Source organism: Aeromonas sp. Marseille-Q7275 (assembly GCF_965119515.1).
The window spans coordinates 1-23,433 of the sequence record NZ_CBCPLW010000010.1; the positions used below are offsets into that span (position 1 = coordinate 1).

A 23,433-nucleotide genomic window follows, 5' to 3' on the forward strand; every position below is an offset into this window, starting at 1 on the left:
CGCCGGGCGGCACCCCTCTTCGGGGCGGATGGCAGGATCCTGTGCACGGGGCGGGGCAAGGGATGGCGCCATATGCTACTGTAGCGGCGTTTTTTGAAGAAAGGGCGGGCTTGCCCTTTTGAAGAGACTGATTGCAGGCGCTTTTTGTAGATCTTTCTTGTTGATTCTATTTGTAGATTCTTTTTTGTTGATGGAACTGTATGCAGACCAACCCGACCATGACCTGGCTGACCGAGCCGACACTTCTTTTGAACTCCACTATCTGGCAGGTGACCCATGCTGGCCGATGAATCCATGCGCCTGAACAAGTACATCAGCGAGAGCGGCATCTGCTCCCGTCGCGAGGCCGACCGCTTCATCGAGCAGGGCCATGTCTACATCAACGGCAAGCGGGCCGGGATCGGCGATCAGGTGTTTGCCGGGGATCTGGTCAAGGTCAACGGTCAGGTGATAGAGGCGCGCGAAGCCGACAGCCTGGTCTTCATCGTGCTGAACAAGCCGGTGGGCATCGTCTCCACCACAGAGGCGGGAGAGAAGGACAACATTGTCGATTTCGTCAACCACAGCACCCGCATCTTCCCCATAGGGCGCCTCGACAAGGACTCCCAGGGGCTCATCTTCCTCACCAACCACGGGGATCTGGTGAACAAGATACTGCGGGCGGGCAACGATCACGAGAAAGAGTACCTGGTGACCGTCGACAAGCCGGTGACCGATGACTTTATCCGGGGCATGGGGGCCGGGGTGCCCATCCTCGGCGCCGTCACCAAGAAGTGCAAGGTGAAGAGAGAGGCCCCCTTCGTGTTCCGCATCACCCTGGTGCAGGGGCTCAATCGCCAGATCCGCCGCATGTGCGAGCACTTCGGCTTCGAGGTGACCAAGCTCGAGCGCATCCGCATCATGAACGTCAGCCTCAAGGGGCTGCCGGTGGGGGAGTGGCGCGATCTCACCGACGACGAGCTGATCGAGCTGTTCAAGCTCATTGAAGACTCCTCCTCCGAGGTGAAACCGGCCAAGGGGGAGAAACCCAAGACCCCGGCGGCGCAAACCGCCAAACAGGCCCAGGGCAAGAAGCCGCGCCGGGACGACGACCACGAGATTGGCGGGCGCCCCAATGTGCCGGGCCCGGAGGCCTTCGAGAAGAAGAGCCCAGCAGGCAAGGGTGGCGTGGGCAAGGGAGCGGCAACTAAAGGCGCCGCTGGCAAGGGGGCTCCAGCCAAGGGGGGCAAGCCTGCCACTGCGGGCAAACCGCGCACCAACCAGGGTGGACGGCAGAAGAAGGGGCGCTAAGGCGCCCCGTCACTCGCTTTCAACCTGCTCAATACACCGGCCCTAGGCCGGTGTATTGCTTTGTGCCGTCCGGGGCCCTTGGGTGAGGGGCGGGACGGACTGCCCCATCACCTTGACCCCCATCGCCCGGGCGTAGTGACGCGGATCCAGGCGCAGCACCAGCAGGCTCATCAGCGCCAGCCCCCCCAGCTGCCACTGCCAGGCGCTGGCGAAGTCGCCGCTCAGGTGATGGAGGCGGGCCGCCACCCAGGGGCCGGTGGCCGCCAGGATGAAGCCGACCCCCTGCATCAGGGCACTGAGGCTACCGGCGCGCCTGGGGTCTGGCAGGTGATCCAGCGCAATCACCATGATGAGGGAGAAGCTGCCGCCAAGGCCGGCGCCGCACAGCAGGCACCAGAGGATGGGGGCGACTTCTGGGGCGAGCCAGAGGCCGCCAAAGCCCGCCACCTGCATCACAATGGCCAGCCCCATCCAGGGGCGCCTGTCCTCCTTGCGCGCCGCCAGCAGTGGCAGACCCAGGCCGCTGGCAGTCTGGGCCAGGGCCAGCCAGGCCACCAGCTCGCCCCCCTGCTGGGGGCTCCACCCCAGCGCCAGGTAGGCGGGGGCCAGCCAGGCCACGACGATGCCGTAGCCGCTGTTGATGATGCCAAAGCAGACGATCAGCAGCCAGGCTCGGGGCAGCGCGATCAGCCGCTGCTCCCCTGATACGGGGGAGTGCGGCGCGGCGGTGGGCAGGCGCACCCGCCAGCCGAGCCAGACCAGGGCCAGCAGCACCGGCAGGCTCCACAGGGCCAGCGCCCGGGACCAGTCGAGGTGCAGGGCGAGGCGCGGGGTGAGCACGGCGCCGAGCGCCCCGCCGCCCATCATGCAGGCGGAGAAGACCCCCATCACCAGGGGCACCTTGCCCGCGAACGTCCCCTTGATGAGGCCGGGCAGTGTCCCCTGCACCAGGGCCGACCCCAGCCCGCACAGGGCGGCGCTGACGATAAGCAGGGTACCGCTCGCGAGATCGAGGCGAAGGGCGCTGCCCAGCATCAGCAACAACAGGGCCGCACCGAGCAGGGGGCGCGGCCCGGCCTTGTCGAGCAGGGCCGGGGTGAGCAGGACGCCGACCCCGATGAGCAGCAGCGGCAGCAGGGTGACCCAGGCCAGCCTCTCCATGCCGAGGCCCAGCTGGGCGTCTATCTGCCCCGTCAGGGGGCCGATGGCGGTGAGGAAGGGGCGCAGGTTGATGCCAATGAGCACCACCAGCACCAGCAGGGCGCCACTGCCGGAGGGGAGCGGGCGCTTAACCATGGGACTGGGGGCCGTAGAGGGCGGCGGCCGGGATGGGGCTCGGCAGCTTGACGAGGGGCAGGGGCGGCGGGCTGAGGGGCAGTCGCAGCCTGTGGTAACTGGCGCTGCTGTCAAAGCCGAAGGGGGCGGCGTCTTCATTGTCGAAGGCGTAGTAGACGGCGCTGATGCCGTTCATCACCAGGGCGCACAGGCACATGGGGCAGGGGTGGCCGCTGGCGTAGACCGCGGCGCCGGCAGGGGGGCCCTGGCGACTCCCCTCCCGCAGCGCCTCCAGCTCGGCATGGCGGGTGGGATCCCCCGCCTCCAGCATGCGGTTGACGGCGCTCGCCACCAGCTGGTTGTCTCGCACCAGGAGGGCTGCGAAGGGGCGGCCCCCCTGCTGGCGGTGGGTCAGGGCCAGCTGCAGGGTCTGCTCCAGCCACCCCTGATGGCTGGGGGCCGAGACGGCACTGAGGGCGTTCACTGGGCGGGCACCGGACTGGGGAGGCTGTGACATGGGGTCATCCTGGGAGAAGAGGGGGGGTGACGGCAGCCTAACGGGCCCGCAAGTCATTTGGAAATTAAATGATAAAATGACTTTCAGTGATTTTATAAATGGAGAATCCCCCCATGGAGCGACCCTTGCTGGATCCCCACCTGCTGCAGAGCTTTGTCGCCATCGTCGAGACCGGCAGTTTCACCCGTGCCGGCGAGCGGATGCACCTGACCCAGTCCACCATCAGCCAGCAGATGCGCCGCCTCGAACAGCAGCTCGGTTGTCCGCTGCTCGACCGTTCCGGCCGCCAGGTGGTGACCACGGCCCAGGGGGAGACACTGCTGGGGCTGGCGCGCCGCATCCTGGGGCTGCTGGCCCGGGCGGGTGAGCGGGTGAGCGAGGCCAGCTATCCCCTGCGCCTCGGGGTGCCTGAGGATTTTGCCGCCGGCGCCATGACCCCTGTGCTGGCGGCCTTCGCCCGGCAATACCCCGAGGTGAGGCTGGAGGTGCAAAGCGGGCTGAGTCACGAGATCTGGCAGGCGTTCGAAGGGGGAGAGCTGGATCTGGCGCTGATCAAGCAGGGTCGCGGGCAGGGAGAGCCCATCGCCCGCTGGCGCGAGCCGCTCGCCTGGGTCGACAGTCGGGACTGGCCAGCAGCCGGGCGGGATCCTGTTCCCCTGGTGGTGTTTCCGAGCGAAGGCCTCTATCGGCGCCAGATAACCGACGCCCTGGACGCCAGGGGCATTGCCTGGCGCATCGCCTACGTGAGTGCCAGCCTCGCCAGCCTGCAGGGGGCGGTGAGCGCGGGCATAGGGGTGAGCCTGCTGCCCGCCCGCTTGCTGCAACCGGAGCAGGTGGAGCTGACACACTGGCCCGCGGTGCGTCCGGTGGAGCTGGCCCTGCACCTGGGGGCGGGGGGCTCTGAGCCCCTCAGCCGGCTGTGCGAGGCCCTGATCGCGCTCTGCGACGAGGTGATGGGGGAGGAGGCAATCGTAGCGCGCTGAGGGGGACAACACGGCTCCGAACCGTGCCGTGGTGAGACGTGCCCTGCGAGGGCCACCCTCGTCCCGGCCCCTCAGGCCAGGGCTTGTCTGGGCACCACGGCGAGCCAGAGCTCCACCTCGCCGCTGCCCCTATCCGGGTCAAAGGCGTCGCCGTAGCGCTCAAAGTCCGGCCTGTGGGCAGAGTCGTAATCGGATTGCGCGAGCCACGCCAGCGCCTGCTGCCAGGTGTACGGCAGGGCATCCACATGGCCCAGATGGCGAAAGACCGCATAGGTCTGGGGGCTGATGCGCATCCGGCCCAGGGTCGGAGGCAGCACTTCCAAGGCGCTCACTTCAACTGCGCACATATATTCGCAGCCGCTCTCGTCGGCGCCGCAGATGACGCCGTAGGCGTGCTCCCCCAGCTGACCCGGCAGGGGGCCAAGGGCGCTGAAGTCACGCCACTGGCCACCGAAGTCGCCGTGCTGGAAGCTGTGATGGCGACGCAGGCCGCCAAGCAGCATGGCCTTGCCGGTTTCGAAGCGAACGGGGTCTGACATGGTGCCTCCTGGGTTGTAGGAGAAGGGGTGAAGGGACCGGGTCGAGGTGAGCGCGTCAGTGCGCCCGGCCTTCCTCGAGCTTGCGCTCGTAGTCCTGACGGACGATGGCGAGCGCCGCCAGGGCGAGCTCCGGGGCAATCTGGTTGGTTTCCAGCAGTTCTATCAGATCCACCGCGAGTTTGACCTCGGGCGGTGCAGTTTCCAGTGACATCTTGGTTTCTCGTGGGGCAGCGGGTGCGCCATTATAGCGCCCCGGGCGGTGAAGACACGCCCCGGTTGCCCGGGGGGGACGGGTTTCACATGTGCTGGCGCATCTCCTTGTCGAGCTCCTCGCGCAGGGCCATCAGTTTCCTGGCGTACTGCTGCAGGCTCAGCTCCTGCTCGCTCACCGGCTGCCACTGGGGCACCGGACTCGGCTTGCCGTGCTCGTCCATGGCCACGAAGATGATGATGCAGTGGGTGGTCTTGTGGCGCTGGGGATCAGTGGGATGGCGGCTGTAGACGTCCACCGCCAGGTGCATGCTGGTGGTGCCCGTGTGGATCACCCTGGCGTGCACCTCCACCAGCTGGCCTATCTGGATGGGGCGCAGGAAACGGATGCCCCCCACATAGACGGTGACGGCATAGCCGCCACACCAGCCGGCGGCGCAGGCGTAGCCGGCCTGATCGATCCACTTCATCACCATGCCGCCATGGACCTTGCCACCGAAGTTGACGTCGGCGGGTTCGGCGAGAAATTGCAGGGTCAGTTCGCGGGGTGGGATCATGTTCTCTCCTCGGCTTATTGCCGGTAACTCTTGCGATAGGTCTCGGCCTGCTGGCAGGCGGGCACCTTGGAAAAATCGGGGCGCTTGTTGCCCTCGCGCTGGCCGAAGCTGGCGTACTCCTGCTGGCAGCGGGTCGTTTTGCCCCCCTCCCTGACGCAGGCGTCGATGCGCTGCTGTCGACCCTGCACGATCAGCAGTTGCTGGGCGTTGGCACAGGCCCGATCCAGCCCGGCTTGATGGGTTTCCCGATCCTGTTCTATGGCGAGCAGGCCGCTCGACAGGCTGCTGGCGAGCAACAGTATGACCATCTTCATCATGCTTTGTCTCCTTGTGGGGGGCGTCCTGTTATGACCAGGGCTATGCCCCCCAGAATGCCCAGAGATGACAATAACAATCGCAGCGACCAGGACTCATCCAACCAGATGATCCCGGCCAGCGCCGCGAGCAGGGGCACCAGCAGCTGGACGCTGGCGGCCAGGGTGCGTCCCAGCTGGGGCAGCACCAGATACCAGAGCGCATACCCAAGGCCGGAGGCGAGGGCCCCCGAGGCCAGGGCGTAACCAATGGCCGCCGGGCTGGCCTCAAGCTGGCCAAGCAGCAGGTAGAGCAGTGCCGCCGGCAGGCTGGCCCGCAGGAAGTGACCGGCATTGGCGGCGATGGGATCGGCAAAGCGTGAGGCCCGCAGGGTATAGCAGGCCCAGGCGATGCCGGCGCCTATCATCAGGGCCGCCCCCAGGGGATCCGGCGCCCGGATGCCGGGCAGCAACAGCAATACCAGCCCTGCCATGGCGAGCAGCAGACCAGCCCACTGGCGCAGTGGCAGGGACTCTCCGCGCAGCAGGGGCGGTGCCAGCATGCTGAGCTGGACGGCGGCAAACAGCAGCAGGGCACCGGTGCCTGCGGTCAGGGTGAGATAGGCGAACGAGAAGGCGGCGCCATAGGCGATGAGGGCGAGGGCCCCCCCCCAGTCTCCCTGGCGCGGCGACTGGTGGCGAACCCGGCACAGCAGGATCAGCATCAGGGCGCCGCTGGTCAGCCGCAGCAGGGTAAACAGGGCCGGATCCATCCGCTCTTCGAACAGGGCGAGGCGGCAGAGTACCGAATTGGCAGCGAACGCAGTGAGCGTCAGCAGGGTCAGCAGCAACAGGCGGGGTAGTGGCATCCATTCACCTTGAGTTCAGCGGCGGCGGCCCAGCATGGCATCTCATGCAAATGAGGAGGCCCCATGAAACAGATGCTGGAGCAATTGATGGGAGCTGGCAAGGGCTGGCTCAACGATGGCGGCGACACGCGCAAGGCCCAGATGAAGGGCATGGCCCAGGGGGGGCTGGCCGCCGGGGCCATGGCGCTGCTGCTTGGCAACAAGAAGATGCGCAAGTACGGCACCAAGGTGGCGGCGGTGGGCGGGGCGGCGGCCCTCGGCGGGCTGGCCTACAAGCTCTATCAGGACTGGCAGCAGAACCAGAGTGCGCCAGCAGCCGGCACGCCCCATCCCCTCAACGAGCTGGCGGGCGCCGAACTGGATGCCCGCGCCAGCCTGCTGGTGCGCGCCATGGTGGCGGCGGCCCGGGCCGACGGCCACATCGACGCCGCCGAGCGCCAGAAGATCCAGGCGTACCTGACCGAGCAGGGTCAACTCGATGCCGCCCGCTGGATTGACGCCGAGCTGGCCCGCCCCCTGGATCCGCAAGCCCTGGCCCGGGAAGTGACCGACATGGAGCAGGCCACCGAGGTCTATCTCGCCTCCCTGCTCGCCGTCGAGGTGGATCACTTCATGGAGCGCGGCTATCTCGACGAGCTGGCTCGAGCCCTGAAACTCGATGACAACCTGAAAGCCAGCATAGAGCGCCAGGTGGCCCAGCTGGGCGCACCGGGTTGAGCTCAGGCTGCCATCAGATTGTCCACAAGGCCCCGTCACGGGGCCTTGTTGTTGGTGCCCCCCGGGTGAACCCTTGCTATAAGGGGATACAATCGGCGCTTCATCTTGGGGGCGACTCCTCCTATGATGGGTTTCTCCCCAGGCCGCTGGGGGGAGGTCATCAACCACAGGCAAGGAGCACCCATTGGAAATACGCAAGGCAACCGAGCAGGATCTCGACGCCATTCTCGAGTTGAATCGGCAAATTGGATTGATCCATTTTGAGCAGGCCCCCGAGGTGTTTTGCCCGCCCTCACCCCAGGAGCGGGCGTTTTTGCTGGCGGCCATAGGTTGTGAGGAGCGACTGTTCTGCGTGGCGGTGGATAACGAGCGGGTGCTGGGCTTTCTGACGGCCAGGATCGAGATCAATGAGGCCATCCCCTTCCTCTCCAAGCTCCCCATCTGCCGTATCGGCTCCGTGGTCGTCGATGAGGATCATCGCTCCCGCGGCATCGGCAAGGCGTTGATGGCTCACTGCGATTGCTGGGCCAAAGCCCACGATGCAAGCCAGATCCGTCTGGAGGTGATGTCATTCAATGACAGGGCCAAGTCTCTTTACGAATCCCTCGGTTTCACCAGACAGTCCGAAATTTATGCCCGATAAGCGGGCCCTCTCTCGATTAACAAGGCCCCATCACGGGGCCTTGTTGTTGCTGTTGTTGAAAGTGCTGCGATCGTGTTCAGCTCTCTGCCGGCCAGGGGCCGAGCTCGATGCAGTGGCCACGATAGAGCGGGTGTTCACTGCCCGTCGCCATGACCAGCAGTTCGCTGCTCCGCTTGAGCTGCTGCCATTCGGTGGGGGTCATCAGGCGGCCCGCCATGACCTCCCCGAGGGGGGCGAGGGGCACCAGCTTGGCGGACTCTTTGTCACGCATCCAGAGCATGGCGTCGGCGGGCAGGCGCAGCGGGCTCGCCAGATTCTGTTGCAAGCGGATGCTGGACTGACCCGGCCGCTTGCCCTGATAGGCCACCAGCACGAAGGGGGCCTCCTCGCCCGCAGAGGACATCGTGGCCAGGTAGCGCACCGGCTGGATGGGCGCGGAGTGCCAGGGAAGCAGCGGTTGGAGCCATAGGCCGAGCAGCAGGGAGGCGGCCATGGCGAGCGGCCACCACAGGCGGTTGGGCCCAGGCCTCGGGGAGATCCCCTGCGCTATCCCGTGCCAGATCTGGCGGGGCAGGGGCGGAGCGGGTTGGGGCTGGCGCAGCAGAGGATCCAGATGTTGTTGCCACTGTTCAATCCACTGCCACCAGCCAGGATCGCGGGCCATCAGGCGGCTCATCCTGGCCTGCACCCGCGGGCTCAGGGTACCCAGTACATACTCGCCGGCGAGCCGCTCGCGCAGGGCGGGGTCTCGATAGCGTTTGGGGGTCATTGAGTCAGGCATAGCTTGAGCTCCTCCAGTCCGCGCCGGATCCAGGACTTGACCGTGCCGAGCGGGGTCTGGGTGTGGCTGACTATCTCCTGGTGGCTCAGGCCGTGCCGATAAGCGAGCACTATGGCGTTGCGCTTGTCGGCACAGAGCCGTCCGAGGCAATGCTCGAGGGAAAAAGAGGGGGCCAGCCCCTCTGTCTCCTGGCCGGGCTTCTCCTCCCAAGACTCATCCAGTGGGGTCTCCCCATGGCGTTTCTTCGCCCTCAGGGCGTCGATGGCCAGATGGCGCATGCACTGGCAGAGCCAGGCCCAGGGGTAGTCGACGGGATAGGCGCTCTGACCGTGCCAGATCTTCAAAAAGCCCTCCTGCAGGATGTCCGCGGCCCACTGCTTGTCCTTGAGCAGGGCGTGGAGCATGGCATACAGAGGCTGGCCCGTCAGCCGGTAGAGGGCTTCAAATGCCTGCTTGTCCCTCTGCCGGCTGCGGGCGAGCAGGTGGGCAAGTTGCTGGTTGTCGATATTCACTCAGACCTCATAGTTGGACGCGGTGCCAGACATTCTTCACGCCGTCCCCGCTGCTCTGGCCGGGCTGCTCATCCTTGATCCAGCGATAGAGCGGTTGGCCACGGTAGCTCCACTGATAGTTGCCATCGTCGCGCAGGATCAGGCTGATGCCGACGTCTGCCGCCTTGCCGACGCCCGCCTTGGCCTGCTCCGCGCTGGCCAATGCCGGCGGCCACTTCTCGGCGCACTCAGCATAACAGGTTGATTTTCCTTGGGCATCCTTGTCGAAGCGGTAGAGGCTGAAGCCCTTGGCATCGACCAGATAGGCCTTGCCGTTCTCGGTCATCCGGGCGATGGGCAGCTGTTCGGCCCCGCTCAGGGGCTGGGTGTCCAGGGCCCAGGCCGAGGCGAGGGGCAGGCAGGCGAGGGTGATGAGGAACTTGTTCATGGCGTTCTCCTTGGGTCTGTTGGCGATGGTTTGTTTGGTTATGAGAAGTCAGGGGTTAACGGGTCCAACCATCCTGGGCGAAGAAGGGCTCACCTTGGGGGCTGTCGATGAAATCGATAAAGCGCTGGGTGCTGGCATCCGCCCCCTGCGCCTTGGTGATCAGCAGACCGCGATAGATGCGGCGCTCCGGCTCGATCTCGACGAAATCCGCCTTGTCCTGGTGGTTCAGGGGCCAGTGCACCCAGGTGATCCAGGCATCGGCTCGCTGGCCGGTGAAGGCCCGGAAACTGGCGCCGCTGCCCTGCTCGAAGGCGACGATGTTGCGCCTGAGCTTCTGCACATCGGCCAGCTTGCCCCTGCGCCCGGCCACGTCTTCCCAAAGGCCTGTGCCCGAGGTGTTGTAGCTGCCGAGTCCCTCGGTCACCACCACCTTGAGGGGGCGATTGATGAGATCCTCCACCCCCGTGATCCGCGCCGGGTTGCCCTTCTGCACCGCGATGACGCTGCGGCGCAGGTAGTAGGCGTGGGCGCTCTGCTTGTCGAGGAAGGGGTAGCTCTGCAGGTAGGCGGACATGGATTGCTCGGCCCCGGCGAAGATGAGATCGGCATCCTTGACGGCCCTGTCACGCCAGCTATGTTCGGGGCCGGCGGTGACCTCGACCGGGATCCCGGTCTCCTGCTGGAAGGCGGTAGCCGCCCGTTTCAGGGCGGTGTCCGGGCCGCCGGGGCCATAGAGGCGGATCACGCCGTCACCGGCCTGATGGACAGGGTCGGTCTGGGCAGACTGGGGGAGGGGGGTGGCCTGCAGTGGCTGGATGAGGGCCGAGCAGAACAGGGCGAGCCAGCGGGGTTGGGATTTCATCGTCTCTCCTTGATTGAGGTTCAAGCAAGAGACGAAGGAGGGAGGCGATTGGATGCAGCTGAGGAAAAATTAATTTATCAATAAAGCCGAACCTGCCTCAGGCGCAGCTATCGATAAAGGCTAGGAGCCTCCCAATTGCTGGTGGACCAGGGCCGCCAGCCGGGTGAGGGCGGCTTCCAGCGCCGGGCTCCAGGGATGGGCGCTGTTGAGGCGCAGGCAGTGGTTGTGCTGGCCCTGGCTCGAGAACAGGGCCCCGGGGGCCAACGAGAAGCCGCTGGCCAGCGCCTGGGCATAGAGGGCCCGGCTGTCGAGGCGCGCGTCGAATGTCAGCCAGAGGAAGTAGCCGCCGTCCGGGGTCGAGATATGCACCTCGTCCTGGAAGAGGCGCAGCAGGGCCGCCCGCATCTGCTGTTGGCGCTGGGCCAGGGTGTGGCGCAGGCGGCGAAAGTGGGCATCCACCCCGCCCTGGCGCAGCATGTCGGCGAGCGCCAGCTGGCTCGGCACATTGGTGGAGAGCGTCGACATCAGTTGCAGCCGCTGGATGCGCTCGGCATGGGATCCGGCCACCACCCAGCCGACCCGAAAGCCCGGCGCCAGGCACTTGGTCCAGGAGCCGCACAGCAGGCTGTCGCCCCGGGCGTCCCAGCGCTTGATGGGGCTGGGGCGCTCGCGGCCAAAATAGAGCTCGGCGTAGACGTCGTCCTCCACCAGGGGCACCTCATGGGTGTTAAGCAACGCCATCAGTTCCTGCTTGTGGCCATCCGGCATGGTGTGACCGAGGGGATGCTGCACGTTGCCCATCAGCCAGCACGCCTTGATGGGGCGCTGGGCGAGGGCCTCGGTGAGCAGGGCGAGATCGATGCCCACCCCGGGGATCACGGGGATCTCCACCACGTTGAGTTTGAGCCGCTCTATGGCCTGCAGGGCGCCGTAGAAGGTGGGGGACTCCACCACCACCCAGTCCCCAGGCTCGGTCAGCACCTGCAGGCTTAAGGAGAGCGCCTCCATGGCGCCGGTGGTGATGATGATCTCCTGGGGGTCCACCGCCAGGCCGTCGCTGGCGTAACGCTGGGCGATGGCGCGGCGCAGCGCCTCGTTGCCGGGAGGCAGATCTGCCACCGTGCTGAAGGGGTCGAGGCGGCGCATGCAGCTCGCCAGCGCCCGGCCGAGCTGGGGGTGGGGGAAGAGGGCGGGATCCGCCACCGCGAGCCCCAGCGGCACCAGCTCCCGGGACTTGCTCGCCTGCAACACCTCGAACACCAGATCGTTGATGTCCACCGAGCCGCTGTAGCGGGCCTGCTGGGCCGTGCCGGCGGGCAGCGGTGAGGTGGCGGCCTTGACGTAGTAGCCGGACTGGGGCCGCGCCAGGATGAGGCCGCGGCTCTCGAGCAGCTGATAGGCCTGCAGCACCGTCATGGGGCTCAAGTGATGGGTCTTGCAGCTCTGGCGGATGGAGGGGATGCGCTCCCCCGGCTGCCAGAGGCCGGTCTCTATTTGCTGCTGCAACAAGGCAGCCAGCTGACCGTAACGGGACATGGTGCGCCCTAACTGTTATAGGTAGATTTCACTATAACTGCATCTGTTATAGGTGTCATGGCACGTGTTGTACTTAACGGGCGAAAACCTGCCTGTTAAATGCAACATAGAGAGTCATGCATGATAAGCCTGGATGATGTGGTCAGCCTCTCCCGAATACAGTTCGGCGCGACGGCGATGTTCCACTTTCTGTTTGTGCCCCTCACCCTGGGGCTGTCCTGGATCCTGGTGATCGCCGAGTCCGCCTACGTGATGACCGGCAAGGTGATCTACAAGGACATCACCCGCTTCTGGGGCAAGCTGTTCGGTATCAACTTCGTCATGGGGGTCACCACCGGCATCACCCTGGAGTTCCAGTTCGGCACCAACTGGGCCTACTACTCCCACTACGTCGGCGACATCTTCGGCACCCCGCTGGCGGTGGAGGGGCTGATGGCCTTCTTCCTGGAATCCACCCTGGTCGGCCTCTTCTTCTTCGGCTGGGACAAGCTCTCCCGGGGTCAGCACCTGATGGTGACCATGCTGGTGGCGCTTGGCTCCAACCTCTCCGCGCTCTGGATCCTCATCGCCAACGGCTGGATGCAGAACCCGGTGGGGGCCGAGTTCAATCCCATGACGATGCGCATGGAGCTGGTGGACGTGGCGGCGGTGATCTTCAACCCGGTGGCCCAGGTCAAGTTCGTGCACACTGTGGCGGCGGGCTATGTGGCGGCTTCCTTGTTCGTGATGGGGGTGAGCAGCTGGTATCTGCTGCGCCGCATGGAGGTGCGCTTCGCCCTGCGATCCTTCGCCATCGCCTCTGGCTTTGGTCTGGCCGCCATCCTCTCGGTCATCGTGCTGGGGGACGAGTCGGGCTATCGCACCGGCGAGGTGCAGAAGGTGAAGCTCGCCGCTATCGAGGCGGAGTGGCACACAGAGCCGGCGCCCGCCTCCTTCACCCTGTTCGGCCTGCCGGATCAGAGCGCCGAGACCACTCACGCTGCGGTCAAGATACCCTATCTGATGGGCATCATCGCCACCCGCTCCCTGGATGAGCAGGTGACGGGTTTGAAAGATCTGAAGGCGCAGCATGAGGTGCGCATTCGCAGCGGCATGCTTGCCCACGACGCCCTGGAGGCGCTGCGCTCAGACGGCAGCAATGCCGCTGCCCGCGCCACCTTCGAGCGCCACCGCGCGGATCTCGGCTACGGCCTGCTGCTGACCCCCTACGCCGCCGATATCGGCAAGGCGGACGAGGCGGCCATCGCCCGGGCGGTCGACGACTCCATTCCCCAGGTGGCGCCGCTCTTTTGGAGCTTCCGGCTGATGGTGGGGATAGGGGTGGTGTTGCTCGGGCTCTTTGGTGCCGCCTTCCTGCAGCTGTGCCGGGGCAAGCTGGTGCAATCCCCCCGTTTGCTCAAGGCGCTGTTCTGGAGCATACCGCTGCCCTGGATTGCCATCGAGGCGGGCTGGTTCGTGGCGGAGTTCGGCCGCCAGCCCTGGACCATCAGCGACGTGCTGCCGGTGTCGGCCTCCGTCTCCTTGCTGCAACCTGGGCAACTCTGGTTCAGCCTCATCTCCATCTTCCTCATCTACAGCACGCTGCTGGTGGTGGAGCTGTTCTTGTTGCGTCACGTGATCCGCAAAGGGCCCGCCAGCCTGCAGACGGGTCGTTATCAAGGTGAAGTGTTGAAAAACGGGAGTCCCGTCTGATGGATTACGAAACCCTGAAACTCGTCTGGTGGGGGCTGGTGCTCTTCCTGCTCATCGGCTTCGTGGTGATGGATGGCTTCGATCTCGGGGTCGGCATGCTGCTCCCCGTGGTGGCCAAAACCGATGAGGAGCGGCGAGTGCTGCTCAACAGCGTTGGGCCCGTGTGGGAGGGCAACCAGGTGTGGCTCATCGCCGGTGCCGGTACCCTGTTCGCCGCCTGGCCCCTGGTCTATGCCGCCTCCTTCTCGGCGCTCTATGTGCCCTTCATGTTCCTGCTGTTCGGCCTCTTCCTGCGCCCGGTGGGGTTTGACTATCGCAGCAAGCTGCCGGACCCCCTGTGGCGCCGCTGGTGGGACAGGGCCCTGGTGATGGGGGCCCTGCTGCCAACCCTGGTGTTTGGCGCGACCCTCGGCTTTTTATTGCAAGGGCTGCCGTTTCGCTTCGACTCGGCCCTTCGCATCCACTATGGCGCCTTCGATTTCAACTGGCCGCTGCTGTTGACCTGCATGGGCACGGCGCTGGCCCTGCTGATGCTCCATGGCTGCAGCTTCCTGCAGTGCAAGACCCAGGGGGTGATAGCACAGCGCTGCGCCCGCCAGAGCCGCTGGCTTGGCCCATTGGCGAGTATTCTCTTTGCCCTCGGCGGTTTCTGGCTCAGCCAGATGCGCGGTTACCGGATAGCGGAGATAGGGGATCTCAACGGCGCCCTGACCCCCCTGATGAAGCAGGTGACGACGGCACCGGATGGCTGGTTTGGCAACTTCGTGGCGCACCCCGTGCTCTGGGCAGTGCCTGCCCTGGGCCTCGCGCTGCCGCTCTTGAGCACGCTGGCAAGTGCCCTTGGCCGGGGGCGGCTCGCCATCCTCGCCAGCGGCGGTGCCTGCGCCGCCATGATGCTGACCGTGGCCATCGCGCTCTTCCCGTTTGTGCTGCCCTCCTCCCTGGAGCCGTCGAGCAGCCTGACCCTGTGGGATGGCACCTCCAGCGAGCGGTCGCTGCTTATCATGCTGGGCATCGTCGCCGTGCTGATGCCCATCAACATCGGCTATACGCTCTGGGTCTACTGGGTGGCGCGGGGCAAGATGAGCACCGAGCAGGTGCGCCAGCAGGGCCATAGCCTTTACTGACACGGGAATTGAGGAGTCGTTGATATGTGGTATTTCACCTGGATTTTGGGGCTGGGGTTCGCGCTGCTGTGCGGCCTGGTCAATCTGCTCTGGCTGGAGGCGCGCTGGGCCGCCGACGAGGATCTCAAGGAGTCTTGAGCCGCGCCATCTTGCCAATGAAAGAGGCCGACACAGGGTGTCGGCCTCTTCGTCTGTGGGAGGTTAAACCGCCAGCGCCAACTTGGCCTCGCGCCTCTCGCTGACGTGGGTGAGGCCATAGGCCAGCAGCACGATGAGGGCCCCGATCCAGGGGGTGTGCATCAGACCCAGGTGATCCACCACGAGACCACCCACCACGGATCCCAGCGCGATGCCGACGTTGAAGGCGGCGATGTTGAGGCCGGAGGCCACATCCACGGCATTGGGGGTGTGGATTTCGGCCTGTTTCACCACCAGCACCTGCAGTCCCGGCACGTTGCCGAACGCGAAGGCACCCCACACCAGCACGGTCAGCACGGCGAGCACCGGATGGGGCGCGGTGAAGGTGAGCATCAGCAGGATGAGCGCCAGACCGCCAAACATCAGCTTCAAGGCGGGCAGCGGGCCCATCTTGTCCGCGAGCTTGCCGCCCCAGATATTGCCGACCGCCACGGAGACGCCGTACACCAGCAGGATCAGGCTCACCGCATTGGCACCAAAACCGCTCACCTGCTGCAGGATGGGGGCGAGGAAGGTAAAGGCGGTGAAGGCGCCGCCGTAGCCCAGGGCCGTCTTGACATAGACCATCAGCAGGGGCTTGTGGGTCAGCACGGCGAGCTGCTCACTGAGGCTGGAGGCTGTCCCCTTGGGCAGGTTGCCGGGGATGAGCAGCAGGCTGCCTGCCATGGCGATGACCCCGAGTGCGCTCACCACCAGGAAGGTCTCGCGCCAGCCGAACTGCTGACCAATCCAGGTGCCGAGCGGCACGCCGGTCACCAGGGCGACCGTGAGGCCGCTGAACATGATGGCGATGGCGCTCGCCGCCTTCTCCTTGGCCACCAGCCCGGTGGCGATGGTGCTGCCCACCGAGAAGAAGACCCCGTGGGCCAGTCCGGTGAGGATGCGGGCGACGATCAGGCTCTCGTATCCCGGTGCCTGCCAGGCCAGCAGGTTGCCGGCGGTGAAGAGCGCCATCAGGCCCACCAGCAGCCACTTGCGCGGCAGCTTGCCGGTGAGCGCCGTCAGCACAGGTGCGCCTATGGCCACCCCCAGGGCATAGAGGCTGACCAGCAGGCCCGCCGAGGGGAGCGAGACATTGAGCTGCTCGGCTATGGTGGGGATCAGCCCCACGATCACAAACTCGGTGGTGCCGATCGCAAAGGCACTCAGGGTGAGGGCAAATAACGCCAGTGGCATACAAACTCCTTGGATAGTGGCTCCCGACGGGAGAATGGCGCCAGTATGCCGATGAGCTTTGTTGGCAAAAATGACGGCAACATCAAATTACTTTTGCCAAATAAGCAGCAATGGTGCCGTGGAAGGAGGAGTGGCTGAGGCAGCAAGAGCGGCTATGCAGAGTTAGCGGAAGACAGAGACAAGGCGCGTAGCAGCAACGCGTACAGAGCGGGCCGGGAACACAGAGGCAAGGGATAAAAGGGCAAGGGAAGGCTCTGGGGGAGCAGCACTGGCGGCAGTATGGCCGCGCAGGGCTGGATGGCGTCCAGTGCCAGATGCCTGGTGATGGTGGGGGAGGGGAAGACGAGAAAAAGCGGGAGGCATGATGCCTCCCGCTTGGGGTCACAGACAGATCCCGGAGTGCGGTTTGCTCCCTTCTCCCCTGGCGGGAGAAGGGCTGGGGATGAGGGGGATCAATCCCAGGCCGGTGCGAAGTCCGGGTTGGCGCAGCGCTCGCCTCGCTCCAGGGTGGCAATCTGTGCCATCTCCTCGGGGCTGAGTTTGACCTTCAGCGCAGCCAGGTTGGCGGCGAGATTCTCCCGTTTGGTGGAGCTCGGGATCACCGTCATGCCCTGGGCCAGCAGCCAGGCGAGCGACACCTGGGCCGCCGAGACGCCGTGGCGCTTGCCGATCTCCATCAGCAGCGGCTCGGCGAGCACCTTGCCATAGGCCAGCGGCATATAGGCGGTGATGGCGATGCCGTGCTCCTGGCAGAACTCAACCACCTTGCGGTTTTGCAGCAGGGGGTGGATCTCCACCTGCTGGTGGGCGATGGCGCCCGGCCCCAGGATCTCGATCGCCTGCTTGAGCTGGGCCACGGTGAAGTTGGAAACCCCTATCTCCCGGGTCAGACCCCGGGCCTTGGCCTCGGCGAGCTGCTCCAGATAGACCGCCATCGGCACCTCATCCTGGGGGGAGGGCCAGTGAATGAGCGCCAGATCCAGGTAGTCGGTGCGCAGTTTCTCCAGGCTCAACTCCAGGCTCGGGATCACCTTGCCCGGGCCGAACTCGCTGATCCACACCTTGGTGGTCAGGTAGATATCCTGGCGGGGCACGCCGCTTTCGCTCATCAAGCGGCCCACTTCGGCCTCGTTGTCATAGATCTGGGCGGTATCGATATGGCGATAGCCGAGATCCAGACCCTGCAGCAGGGAGTCGCGCAGGGGCTGATCCTTCAGGCGAAAGGTACCAAGACCCAGGTTGGGCATCTTCATCATCATATTCCTCAAGTTATTGTTTCTACGCTCAATATTGTGTCGGCCCGTCCCCGCATCCAGGGCGGGCAGGGGCAGGCCGCAGCTGGATTCAGGCTAGTTGATAGCGGCGAACGCTGGTGCTGGCAAACCAGCCCCGGGTGCTGGCCACGAAGGCGAGAAAATGGGGCTGCTGCTGGTGGGCGCTGAGGGCGGCCTCGCTCTCCCACGCCTCGTGGATCATCCAGCCGTGGGGGCTATCCAGGCTCTGGTGCAACTGGTAGCAGAGGCACCCGGGCTCTTGCAGGGTAGCCGCTATCAAGGGGCTCAAGGCGGCGCGACACTCGGCGGCAAATTCAGGCTTGGCCTCAAGCTCGGCAATCACTGTGATGGGGGATGACATCTGCACCTCTTTGCTAAAACGACGGTCAGTATGCCCCCGGCAGACTGGGGGAAACAGGGCAGCAGTCGCAAAACACTATTGAGATAAGAGCAGCAATAAATGGGCTGGGCGAGGTGCCGGCGAGGAGGTCAGGGAGGTAAAGCCGCAGGGGGCGCCGGGACGCCCTCGCCATCAGGCCGCCGGTTCGGACCAGACCGCAAACTCGTTGCCGCTGGGTTCGACAAAGTGGAAGCGCCGACCGCCGGGGAAGTCGAACAGCGGGCGGTTGATGATGCCGCCATGGTGCTGCACCTTGGCCTGGGTTGCCGCAATGTCGGCGCTGTAGAACACCAGCAGGGCGCCCCCCTGATGGCTGTGACTGCACATATCTGCGCGGTAGAAGCCGCCATCCAGCCCTTCCCCTTCGAAGGCGCAATAATCGGGACCGTAGTCGGCGAACTGCCAGCCAAAGGCGGCGGTGAAGAAGGCCTTGGTCGCGGCGAGATCCCTTGCCGCAAATTCCACATAGTTCAGTTTCTCATGGGCTTTCATGTGGGCTATCTCCATTAACATTTGTAAACAACATCATTATTTAGTCGCGATAAGCGGCAGCAATTGAGGAGTTGATCAATTTTTCATAGATATCTGCCTGTCCCGCAGGCAGGAGTTGCCGGTGAATTTCACGACGTTTGGCAGCATTGCAGAGTCGTTCCGCCAACCAACCTGTCAGATAAAGAGCAGAGAGACAACCACCTGCGGTTGCGATATTTCCCTCGACCACAAGCGGTTTGTCTTGAACATCCACACCCTGAGTGAGCAAGGCGGGCTTAGCATCTGGATGGGTCGTGGCTTGCTTGCCATCGAGCAGACCCAGTTGCGCCAAGATAAAGGAGCCTGCGCAGATAGATCCAATCAACTGTTTCTCAGGATCCAGTTTGAATGAGGACATAAATTGCGGGTCGGCCAGTACAGCCGGAATCCCTTTCTGGCCACTACTGAAAATGACTGCATCGGCATCATTGGCTGCCAGAATATGGCCATCAGTTGTGACTGAGTTACCCAACACGGAATGATGGCTTGGTTTTGTACCCAGAACCTTAACCACCCAGTCGTGCTGGGTTCTGCCAAGAATGTCTTTTATCAAGAAGAAATCGATATCGGTAAAGTCATCAAAAATAATAATGGCGATGGTATGCATCAGGTTTTCCTGCCGTTTTTATGGGGTGAACGGTGGTCATCACTTTTCTCGTCATGGTTAGGTGAGACTATTTGAACTCCTCGCCGTGATTTTCAAGTCGCTCCAGTCCGCACTGCTGGCACACCACATAGCGGTCGAGTAGCTCAAGTGTGGCGATGCCATGACCGCCGACCCCGGAGAAAAATCCGTTGAGAAACGCCCTGAAGTGGCCGCGGCGGGTTTTGGGATAGGGGGAAGGCTTCTGCTTTATCCGCTCGCTGTGCTCTGTATGCATCCCGCAGCGGGGGCAACACTGTCTGGTCATCGGGTGGGGCCTTTGTCGTGGAGCGGGGTAATGGACGGCGCCAGTCGATCCCATGGGGTCAATTTAAGCTGTCTGCCCCTGAGCCAGAGCCAACTTGCCATCAAGATACCGAATAATCCGGCAAACAGGGCTGTTTGGCGCAGGGCAAATAGCGGTCCTATCCCCATGGGTTGCCAGCTGAAAAACCACATCAACAGACCCCAGAACAGCCCTATGCTGATGCCAAACCCGAGAACGTTGGTAAGCCAGCCCTGATAGTGGGGCGGTTTGACCGGGCAACCCAGCCTGCGCAGCTGTCTGCACAGGGGCGGATTGTAGTTGGCGTGCCATACCCCTTTGCTGGCCAGCTCCTGATGGGCGGCGGCCAGCCGCGTTTCGAATGTCATGGTGTTTGTCCTTGTGACCTGGCGGCGCCATTCGATGCCATTTTGGCAGCATTGTACCGGCAAAGGGCGAGCCTGGTTTGCGCTGGCCATCACGTTATTTATCTGTGGAAATCGCGACGCCTGCCTTGCCAATCCCGGGCCATTGCGCCTATAAAGCCCCATGACTCTTGCCAGGATGACAACAATGAAGACCCATTCCGATGAACTGACCCTGTTTGTGGCCGTGGTGGAGGCGGGCAGCTTTCGCCAGGCGGCGGAGAACCTCGGCATGGACAACTCGGTGGTGAGCCGCGGCATCAAGCGCCTCGAAGAGAAGCTCGCCACCGTGCTGCTCAACCGCACCACGAGGCGGGTCAGCCTGACCGAGGAGGGGAGTTGGTTCTATCAGCGGGCGGTGAAGGTGCTGACCGAGATGAGCGAGGCGGAGAGCCATCTGCTGATGCGCCGAGAACAACCCGAAGGGGTGCTGAGGGTCGATGCCGCCACCCCCTTTATCCTGCACCGGCTGGTGCCCATCATAGGGGAGTTTCGCCGCCGCTACCCCGGCATCGAGCTGCAACTGCACAGCTCCGAGGGCTTCATCAATCTGATGGAGCGGCGGGTGGACATGGCCATTCGCATCGGCGAGCTGACGGACTCCTCCCTGCGGGCCCTGCCGCTCGGGCGATCCAAGCTGCGGCTGCTCGCCTCCCCGGACTATCTTGCGGAGCGCGGCACCCCGCGCCAGCCGGCTGACTTGCTGGCGGGCCACGAGCTGCTCGGTTTTTTGCACCCCGATCACCTCAACCACTGGCCCTTGCTGAGCGCCGAGCAGGGGGACAGGTTCGCCATCACCCCGACCCTGCGGGCCAGCAGCGGAGAGACCCTGCGCCAGCTGGCGCGCAGAGGGCAGGGGATCGTCTGCCTGTCGGACTTCATGACGGGGGAGGACAGGGCGAGCGGCGCCCTGGTGGAGGTGCTGGCCCGCAGCAACAGCGGCGCCTCGCGTCCCATCAACGGGGTGTTCTACTCCGATGCCCAGCGGGACATCCGGCTGCGGGTCTGGCTCGACTTCCTCAAAGAGCAGCTCGGCGCCGAGGCGTTGTAGAGGGCATGCCGACAGTGCCAACCCGCTCCCGGCCTCCCCCTCCACGAGGGGGAGGGGTCATTTTCTCCCATCCCTTGGCAAGGGGAGGGGGCGGAAGGGGCGTTCGCGAGCGCCAATAAGAAGAGGCCGACATCGCTGTCGGCCTCTTTGCTTTTTTCATCTCAAGGAGGTGTCGGTTACCCCATCACTCCTCTTCGGCCCAGCGGCGTGAGCGTTCGACCGCCTTCTGCCAGCCGCTGTAACGTTTGGCGCGATCGGCCTTGTCCATCTGCGGGATGAACTCGCGATCGACGCTGAACTTGTCTTCCAGCTCGTCGGAGCTCTTCCAGAAGCCGACGGCGAGGCCTGCCAGGAAGGCGGCGCCCATGGCGGTGGTCTCGATGCGGGTCGGACGCACCACTGGGGTGTGCATCATGTCGGCCTGGAACTGCATCAGGAAGTCGTTGGCCACGGCGCCACCGTCCACCTTCAGGGCCGCCAGCTTGATGCCGGAGTCCTGCTGCATGGCATCCAGCACGTCGCGGCTCTGGTAGGCGATGGATTCCAGCGCGGCACGGATGATGTGGTTGCGGTTCGCGCCGCGGGTCAGGCCGACCATGGTGCCGCGAGCATACGGATCCCAGTAGGGGGCGCCCAGGCCGACGAAGGCCGGTACCAGGTAGACGCCGTTGGTGTCGCCCACCTTGGAGGCGAAGTAGTCGGTGTCGCGGGCATCGTGGATGATTTTCAGCTCGTCACGCAGCCACTGGATGGTGGCGCCACCCATGAACACCGCACCCTCGAGGGCGTAGTTCACTTCCCCTTTCGGGCCGATGGCGACCGTGGTCAGCAGGCCGTTGCTGGAACGAACCGGCTCGGTGCCTGTGTTCATCAGCAGGAAGCAGCCGGTGCCATAGGTGTTCTTGGCCATGCCTTTCTCGAAACAGAGCTGGCCGAACAGGGCGGACTGCTGGTCACCGGCGATGCCGGCTATGGGGATGCGGGAGCCGCCGCCACGGGTGGTGTAGCCATAGACCTCGGAGGAGGGCTTGACCTCGGGCAGCATGGAGGCGGGGATGCCCAGCTCGTCCAGCATCCGCTCGTCCCACTTCAGATCGCGGATGTTGTAGAGCATGGTGCGCGATGCGTTGGTTGGATCGGTGACGTGCACCTCGCCGTTGGTCATCTTCCACACCAGCCAGGTGTCTATGGTGCCGAACAGCAGCTCGCCGTTCATCGCCTTCTCGCGGGCCCCTTCCACGTTGTCCAGGATCCACTTCACCTTGGTGCCGGAGAAGTAGGCGTCCAGCACCAGGCCGGTGTTTTCCCGCACGTACTCTTCCAGGCCGCGCGCTTTGAGCTCTTCACAGATGGCCGCGGTGCGGCGGCACTGCCAGACGATGGCGTTGTAGACGGGTTTGCCGGTGGCTTTCTCCCACACCACTGTGGTTTCACGCTGGTTGGTGATGCCGATGGCGGCGATCTGCTCGCTGTGCAGGCCGCTCTTGGCCAGCACCTCGGTGAAGACGGAGGACTGGGTCGCCCAGATCTCCATGGGGTCGTGCTCGACCCAGCCCGCTTTCGGGTAGTGCTGGGTGAATTCGCGCTGGGAGGTCGCGACTATGTTGGCGTCCTGATCGAACACGATGGCACGGGAGGAGGTGGTACCTTGATCCAGCGCGACGACAAATTTCTTTTCAGCAGACATGATGTTCTCCACGTTCTTATTTTCCACGTAAGGGACCGCTCTTAGGCGGCGGCCTCTTCTTTATTGGACAGCTTGGCGGCTTCTTCGGTCGCGACACGGTTGCCCGGGACGCAGGGAGCCAGCACTTTCACATACAGAGCGGTACCCAGCTGGGCGCCGACGATGGGGCCGAGGATGGGGACCCAGAAGTAGGGGTTGTCGCGACCGCCGGTCAGGGCCACATCGCCCCAGCCTGCAAAGAAGGCGAACAGTTTGGGACCAAAGTCACGGGCCGGGTTCATGGCAAAGCCGGTCAGGGGGCCGAGGGAGGCGCCGATCACCGCGATCAGTATGCCGATCAGCAGGGCGGCGGCGAAGCCTTTGGGGGCGCCGTTGTTGTTGTCACCCAGCGCCATGATGCCCAGCATCAGGACGGCGGTGATCACCAGCTCGACCGCGAACGCCTGCATGTTGGAGAGCAGGGCATTGGGGTAGGTGGAGAAGATGCCGGCGGTGCCAAGGCTCTCTACGCTGCCGCGCACCACGTTGTGGGTCAGTTCCCACTGGGTGAAGAGGTTGCCATAGAGGAAGTAGACCAGGGCGGCGGAGGCGAAGGCACCCGCTATCTGGGCGATGATGAAGGGCACCACCTTGCGCTTGTCGAAGCCGCAGAAGGTCATCAGCGCCAGGGTCACCGCCGGGTTCAGGTGGGCGCCAGAGATGCCGCCGGTCACGTAGATGGCGATGGCGACCCCCAGGCCCCAGGTAATGGAGATTTCCCATTGCCCGAAGTTGGCGCCAGCCAGCACCAGGGCAGCCACACAGCCGACGCCGAAGAAGATCAGCAGGCCGGTGCCGATAAACTCGGCGAGGCACTCGCCGAGCAGGGTATTGGGTCTTTGTATGCTCATAGTTGTTATTCCTTATATCCACCCAGAGTAGGTTTGATGTTCCGTTTCGTTATCTTGCATTCC

General features: G+C 64.4%; 28 protein-coding genes. 8 read left to right on the top strand and 20 right to left on the bottom strand.

Going from position 1 to position 23,433, the window contains the following annotated elements:
- The first annotated feature begins 276 nt into the window (after positions 1-276).
- Positions 277-1,290, top strand: a complete 1,014-nt coding sequence (rluF, locus tag ACWPWQ_RS10970) for a 23S rRNA pseudouridine(2604) synthase RluF (RefSeq protein WP_454009772.1) — start codon at positions 277-279, stop codon at positions 1,288-1,290.
- Positions 1,291-1,332: 42 nt separating this feature from the next.
- Here the strand turns inward: rluF and ACWPWQ_RS10975 are convergent, their stop codons facing one another.
- Positions 1,333-2,586, bottom strand: a complete 1,254-nt coding sequence (locus ACWPWQ_RS10975; protein ID WP_454009773.1) for a cyanate transporter — start codon at positions 2,584-2,586, stop codon at positions 1,333-1,335.
- Positions 2,579-3,082, bottom strand: a complete 504-nt coding sequence (locus tag ACWPWQ_RS10980) for a nucleoside deaminase (protein ID WP_454009774.1) — start codon at positions 3,080-3,082, stop codon at positions 2,579-2,581. The genes ACWPWQ_RS10975 and ACWPWQ_RS10980 overlap by 8 nt, the downstream gene beginning before the upstream one ends.
- A gap of 125 nt (positions 3,083-3,207) precedes the next feature.
- Between ACWPWQ_RS10980 and ACWPWQ_RS10985 the strand changes: the two genes are divergently transcribed.
- On the top strand, positions 3,208-4,065 hold the full coding sequence (locus ACWPWQ_RS10985) for a LysR family transcriptional regulator (RefSeq protein WP_454009843.1): 858 nt from the start codon (positions 3,208-3,210) through the stop codon (positions 4,063-4,065).
- Positions 4,066-4,136: 71 nt separating this feature from the next.
- Here ACWPWQ_RS10985 and ACWPWQ_RS10990 read toward each other — a convergent pair whose 3' ends face one another.
- The 5 genes from ACWPWQ_RS10990 to ACWPWQ_RS11010 form a co-directional block, all read right to left on the bottom strand.
- Positions 4,137-4,604 carry a GyrI-like domain-containing protein gene (locus ACWPWQ_RS10990; RefSeq protein WP_454009775.1) on the bottom strand — a complete coding sequence of 156 codons (468 nt, stop codon included), beginning with the start codon at positions 4,602-4,604 and terminating at the stop codon, positions 4,137-4,139.
- Positions 4,605-4,659: 55 nt separating this feature from the next.
- Positions 4,660-4,815 (bottom strand): pleiotropic regulatory protein RsmS, encoded by a 156-nt coding sequence (gene rsmS / locus ACWPWQ_RS10995; RefSeq protein WP_139435937.1) that lies wholly within the window; start codon positions 4,813-4,815, stop codon positions 4,660-4,662.
- Positions 4,816-4,900: 85 nt separating this feature from the next.
- Complete coding sequence (locus tag ACWPWQ_RS11000; RefSeq protein WP_454009776.1) at positions 4,901-5,371, bottom strand: acyl-CoA thioesterase; 471 nt, start codon at positions 5,369-5,371, stop codon at positions 4,901-4,903.
- A 14-nt stretch (positions 5,372-5,385) separates the two neighbouring features.
- Positions 5,386-5,688 (bottom strand): hypothetical protein, encoded by a 303-nt coding sequence (locus ACWPWQ_RS11005; protein ID WP_454009777.1) that lies wholly within the window; start codon positions 5,686-5,688, stop codon positions 5,386-5,388.
- A complete protein-coding gene (locus ACWPWQ_RS11010) occupies positions 5,685-6,533 on the bottom strand; it encodes a DMT family transporter (RefSeq protein ID WP_454009778.1) in 849 nt (282 codons plus the stop codon). Before ACWPWQ_RS11010 ends, ACWPWQ_RS11005 begins: the two co-directional genes overlap by 4 nt.
- A 63-nt stretch (positions 6,534-6,596) precedes the next feature.
- Between ACWPWQ_RS11010 and ACWPWQ_RS11015 the strand changes: the two genes are divergently transcribed.
- Positions 6,597-7,250, top strand: coding sequence for a tellurite resistance TerB family protein (locus tag ACWPWQ_RS11015; protein ID WP_454009779.1), 654 nt, complete (start codon positions 6,597-6,599; stop codon positions 7,248-7,250).
- Positions 7,251-7,434: 184 nt separating this feature from the next.
- Complete coding sequence (locus ACWPWQ_RS11020) at positions 7,435-7,893, top strand: N-acetyltransferase family protein (protein WP_454009780.1); 459 nt, start codon at positions 7,435-7,437, stop codon at positions 7,891-7,893.
- A gap of 76 nt (positions 7,894-7,969) precedes the next feature.
- Here the strand turns inward: ACWPWQ_RS11020 and ACWPWQ_RS11025 are convergent, their stop codons facing one another.
- The 5 genes from ACWPWQ_RS11025 to ACWPWQ_RS11045 all read right to left on the bottom strand — a co-directional run bounded on the left by ACWPWQ_RS11025 (position 7,970) and on the right by ACWPWQ_RS11045 (position 12,011).
- Positions 7,970-8,674: a hypothetical protein gene (locus ACWPWQ_RS11025; protein ID WP_454009781.1), complete on the bottom strand. Its 705-nt coding sequence runs from the start codon at positions 8,672-8,674 to the stop codon at positions 7,970-7,972.
- A complete protein-coding gene (locus tag ACWPWQ_RS11030) occupies positions 8,659-9,186 on the bottom strand; it encodes an RNA polymerase sigma factor (protein ID WP_043130067.1) in 528 nt (175 codons plus the stop codon). Before ACWPWQ_RS11030 ends, ACWPWQ_RS11025 begins: the two co-directional genes overlap by 16 nt.
- A gap of 7 nt (positions 9,187-9,193) precedes the next feature.
- Positions 9,194-9,613, bottom strand: coding sequence for a COG4315 family predicted lipoprotein (locus tag ACWPWQ_RS11035; protein WP_454009782.1), 420 nt, complete (start codon positions 9,611-9,613; stop codon positions 9,194-9,196).
- A 55-nt stretch (positions 9,614-9,668) separates the two neighbouring features.
- Positions 9,669-10,475 (bottom strand): substrate-binding domain-containing protein, encoded by an 807-nt coding sequence (locus tag ACWPWQ_RS11040; protein ID WP_454009783.1) that lies wholly within the window; start codon positions 10,473-10,475, stop codon positions 9,669-9,671.
- A 120-nt stretch (positions 10,476-10,595) separates the two neighbouring features.
- Positions 10,596-12,011 carry an aminotransferase-like domain-containing protein gene (locus ACWPWQ_RS11045; RefSeq protein WP_454009784.1) on the bottom strand — a complete coding sequence of 472 codons (1,416 nt, stop codon included), beginning with the start codon at positions 12,009-12,011 and terminating at the stop codon, positions 10,596-10,598.
- Positions 12,012-12,131: 120 nt separating this feature from the next.
- Here ACWPWQ_RS11045 and ACWPWQ_RS11050 point away from each other — a divergent pair, with 120 nt between their 5' ends.
- Genes ACWPWQ_RS11050 through cydX form a run of 3 tightly spaced genes read left to right on the top strand, consistent with a single transcriptional unit; the run spans position 12,132 to position 14,968 of the window.
- The gene (locus ACWPWQ_RS11050; RefSeq protein ID WP_454009785.1) at positions 12,132-13,703 is read left to right on the top strand and encodes a cytochrome ubiquinol oxidase subunit I; all 1,572 of its coding nucleotides are present in this window, start codon (positions 12,132-12,134) and stop codon (positions 13,701-13,703) included.
- Positions 13,703-14,830 carry a cytochrome d ubiquinol oxidase subunit II gene (gene cydB / locus ACWPWQ_RS11055; RefSeq protein WP_454009786.1) on the top strand — a complete coding sequence of 376 codons (1,128 nt, stop codon included), beginning with the start codon at positions 13,703-13,705 and terminating at the stop codon, positions 14,828-14,830. The genes ACWPWQ_RS11050 and cydB overlap by 1 nt, the downstream gene beginning before the upstream one ends.
- A gap of 24 nt (positions 14,831-14,854) precedes the next feature.
- Entirely contained in the window at positions 14,855-14,968 is a 114-nt protein-coding gene (cydX, locus tag ACWPWQ_RS11060; RefSeq protein ID WP_005310033.1) for a cytochrome bd-I oxidase subunit CydX, read from the top strand.
- Between the two features lie 63 nt (positions 14,969-15,031).
- On the opposite strand, the gene ACWPWQ_RS11065 is transcribed toward cydX, so the two are convergent.
- The 6 genes from ACWPWQ_RS11065 to ACWPWQ_RS11090 all read right to left on the bottom strand — a co-directional run bounded on the left by ACWPWQ_RS11065 (position 15,032) and on the right by ACWPWQ_RS11090 (position 19,706).
- Positions 15,032-16,204 carry an MFS transporter gene (locus ACWPWQ_RS11065; protein ID WP_454009787.1) on the bottom strand — a complete coding sequence of 391 codons (1,173 nt, stop codon included), beginning with the start codon at positions 16,202-16,204 and terminating at the stop codon, positions 15,032-15,034.
- Between the two features lie 452 nt (positions 16,205-16,656).
- Positions 16,657-17,460 (bottom strand): 2,5-didehydrogluconate reductase DkgB, encoded by an 804-nt coding sequence (dkgB, locus tag ACWPWQ_RS11070; RefSeq protein ID WP_202046255.1) that lies wholly within the window; start codon positions 17,458-17,460, stop codon positions 16,657-16,659.
- An 88-nt stretch (positions 17,461-17,548) separates the two neighbouring features.
- Positions 17,549-17,839 carry a putative quinol monooxygenase gene (locus ACWPWQ_RS11075; RefSeq protein WP_202046254.1) on the bottom strand — a complete coding sequence of 97 codons (291 nt, stop codon included), beginning with the start codon at positions 17,837-17,839 and terminating at the stop codon, positions 17,549-17,551.
- 171 nt (positions 17,840-18,010) lie between these two features.
- Positions 18,011-18,370, bottom strand: a complete 360-nt coding sequence (locus ACWPWQ_RS11080; RefSeq protein ID WP_429108051.1) for a VOC family protein — start codon at positions 18,368-18,370, stop codon at positions 18,011-18,013.
- Positions 18,371-18,410: 40 nt separating this feature from the next.
- Positions 18,411-19,016, bottom strand: a complete 606-nt coding sequence (locus tag ACWPWQ_RS11085) for a DJ-1/PfpI family protein (RefSeq protein ID WP_268433148.1) — start codon at positions 19,014-19,016, stop codon at positions 18,411-18,413.
- Between the two features lie 300 nt (positions 19,017-19,316).
- Complete coding sequence (locus tag ACWPWQ_RS11090; RefSeq protein WP_454009788.1) at positions 19,317-19,706, bottom strand: DUF6404 family protein; 390 nt, start codon at positions 19,704-19,706, stop codon at positions 19,317-19,319.
- A 184-nt stretch (positions 19,707-19,890) separates the two neighbouring features.
- On the opposite strand from ACWPWQ_RS11090, the gene ACWPWQ_RS11095 reads away from it, so the two are divergent.
- A complete protein-coding gene (locus tag ACWPWQ_RS11095) occupies positions 19,891-20,793 on the top strand; it encodes a LysR substrate-binding domain-containing protein (RefSeq protein WP_429108048.1) in 903 nt (300 codons plus the stop codon).
- A 184-nt stretch (positions 20,794-20,977) separates the two neighbouring features.
- On the opposite strand, the gene glpK is transcribed toward ACWPWQ_RS11095, so the two are convergent.
- Positions 20,978-22,480 (bottom strand): glycerol kinase GlpK, encoded by a 1,503-nt coding sequence (glpK, locus tag ACWPWQ_RS11100; protein WP_139435909.1) that lies wholly within the window; start codon positions 22,478-22,480, stop codon positions 20,978-20,980.
- 41 nt (positions 22,481-22,521) lie between these two features.
- Positions 22,522-23,370 carry an MIP/aquaporin family protein gene (locus ACWPWQ_RS11105; protein ID WP_042648340.1) on the bottom strand — a complete coding sequence of 283 codons (849 nt, stop codon included), beginning with the start codon at positions 23,368-23,370 and terminating at the stop codon, positions 22,522-22,524.
- Positions 23,371-23,433: the final 63 nt, after the last annotated feature.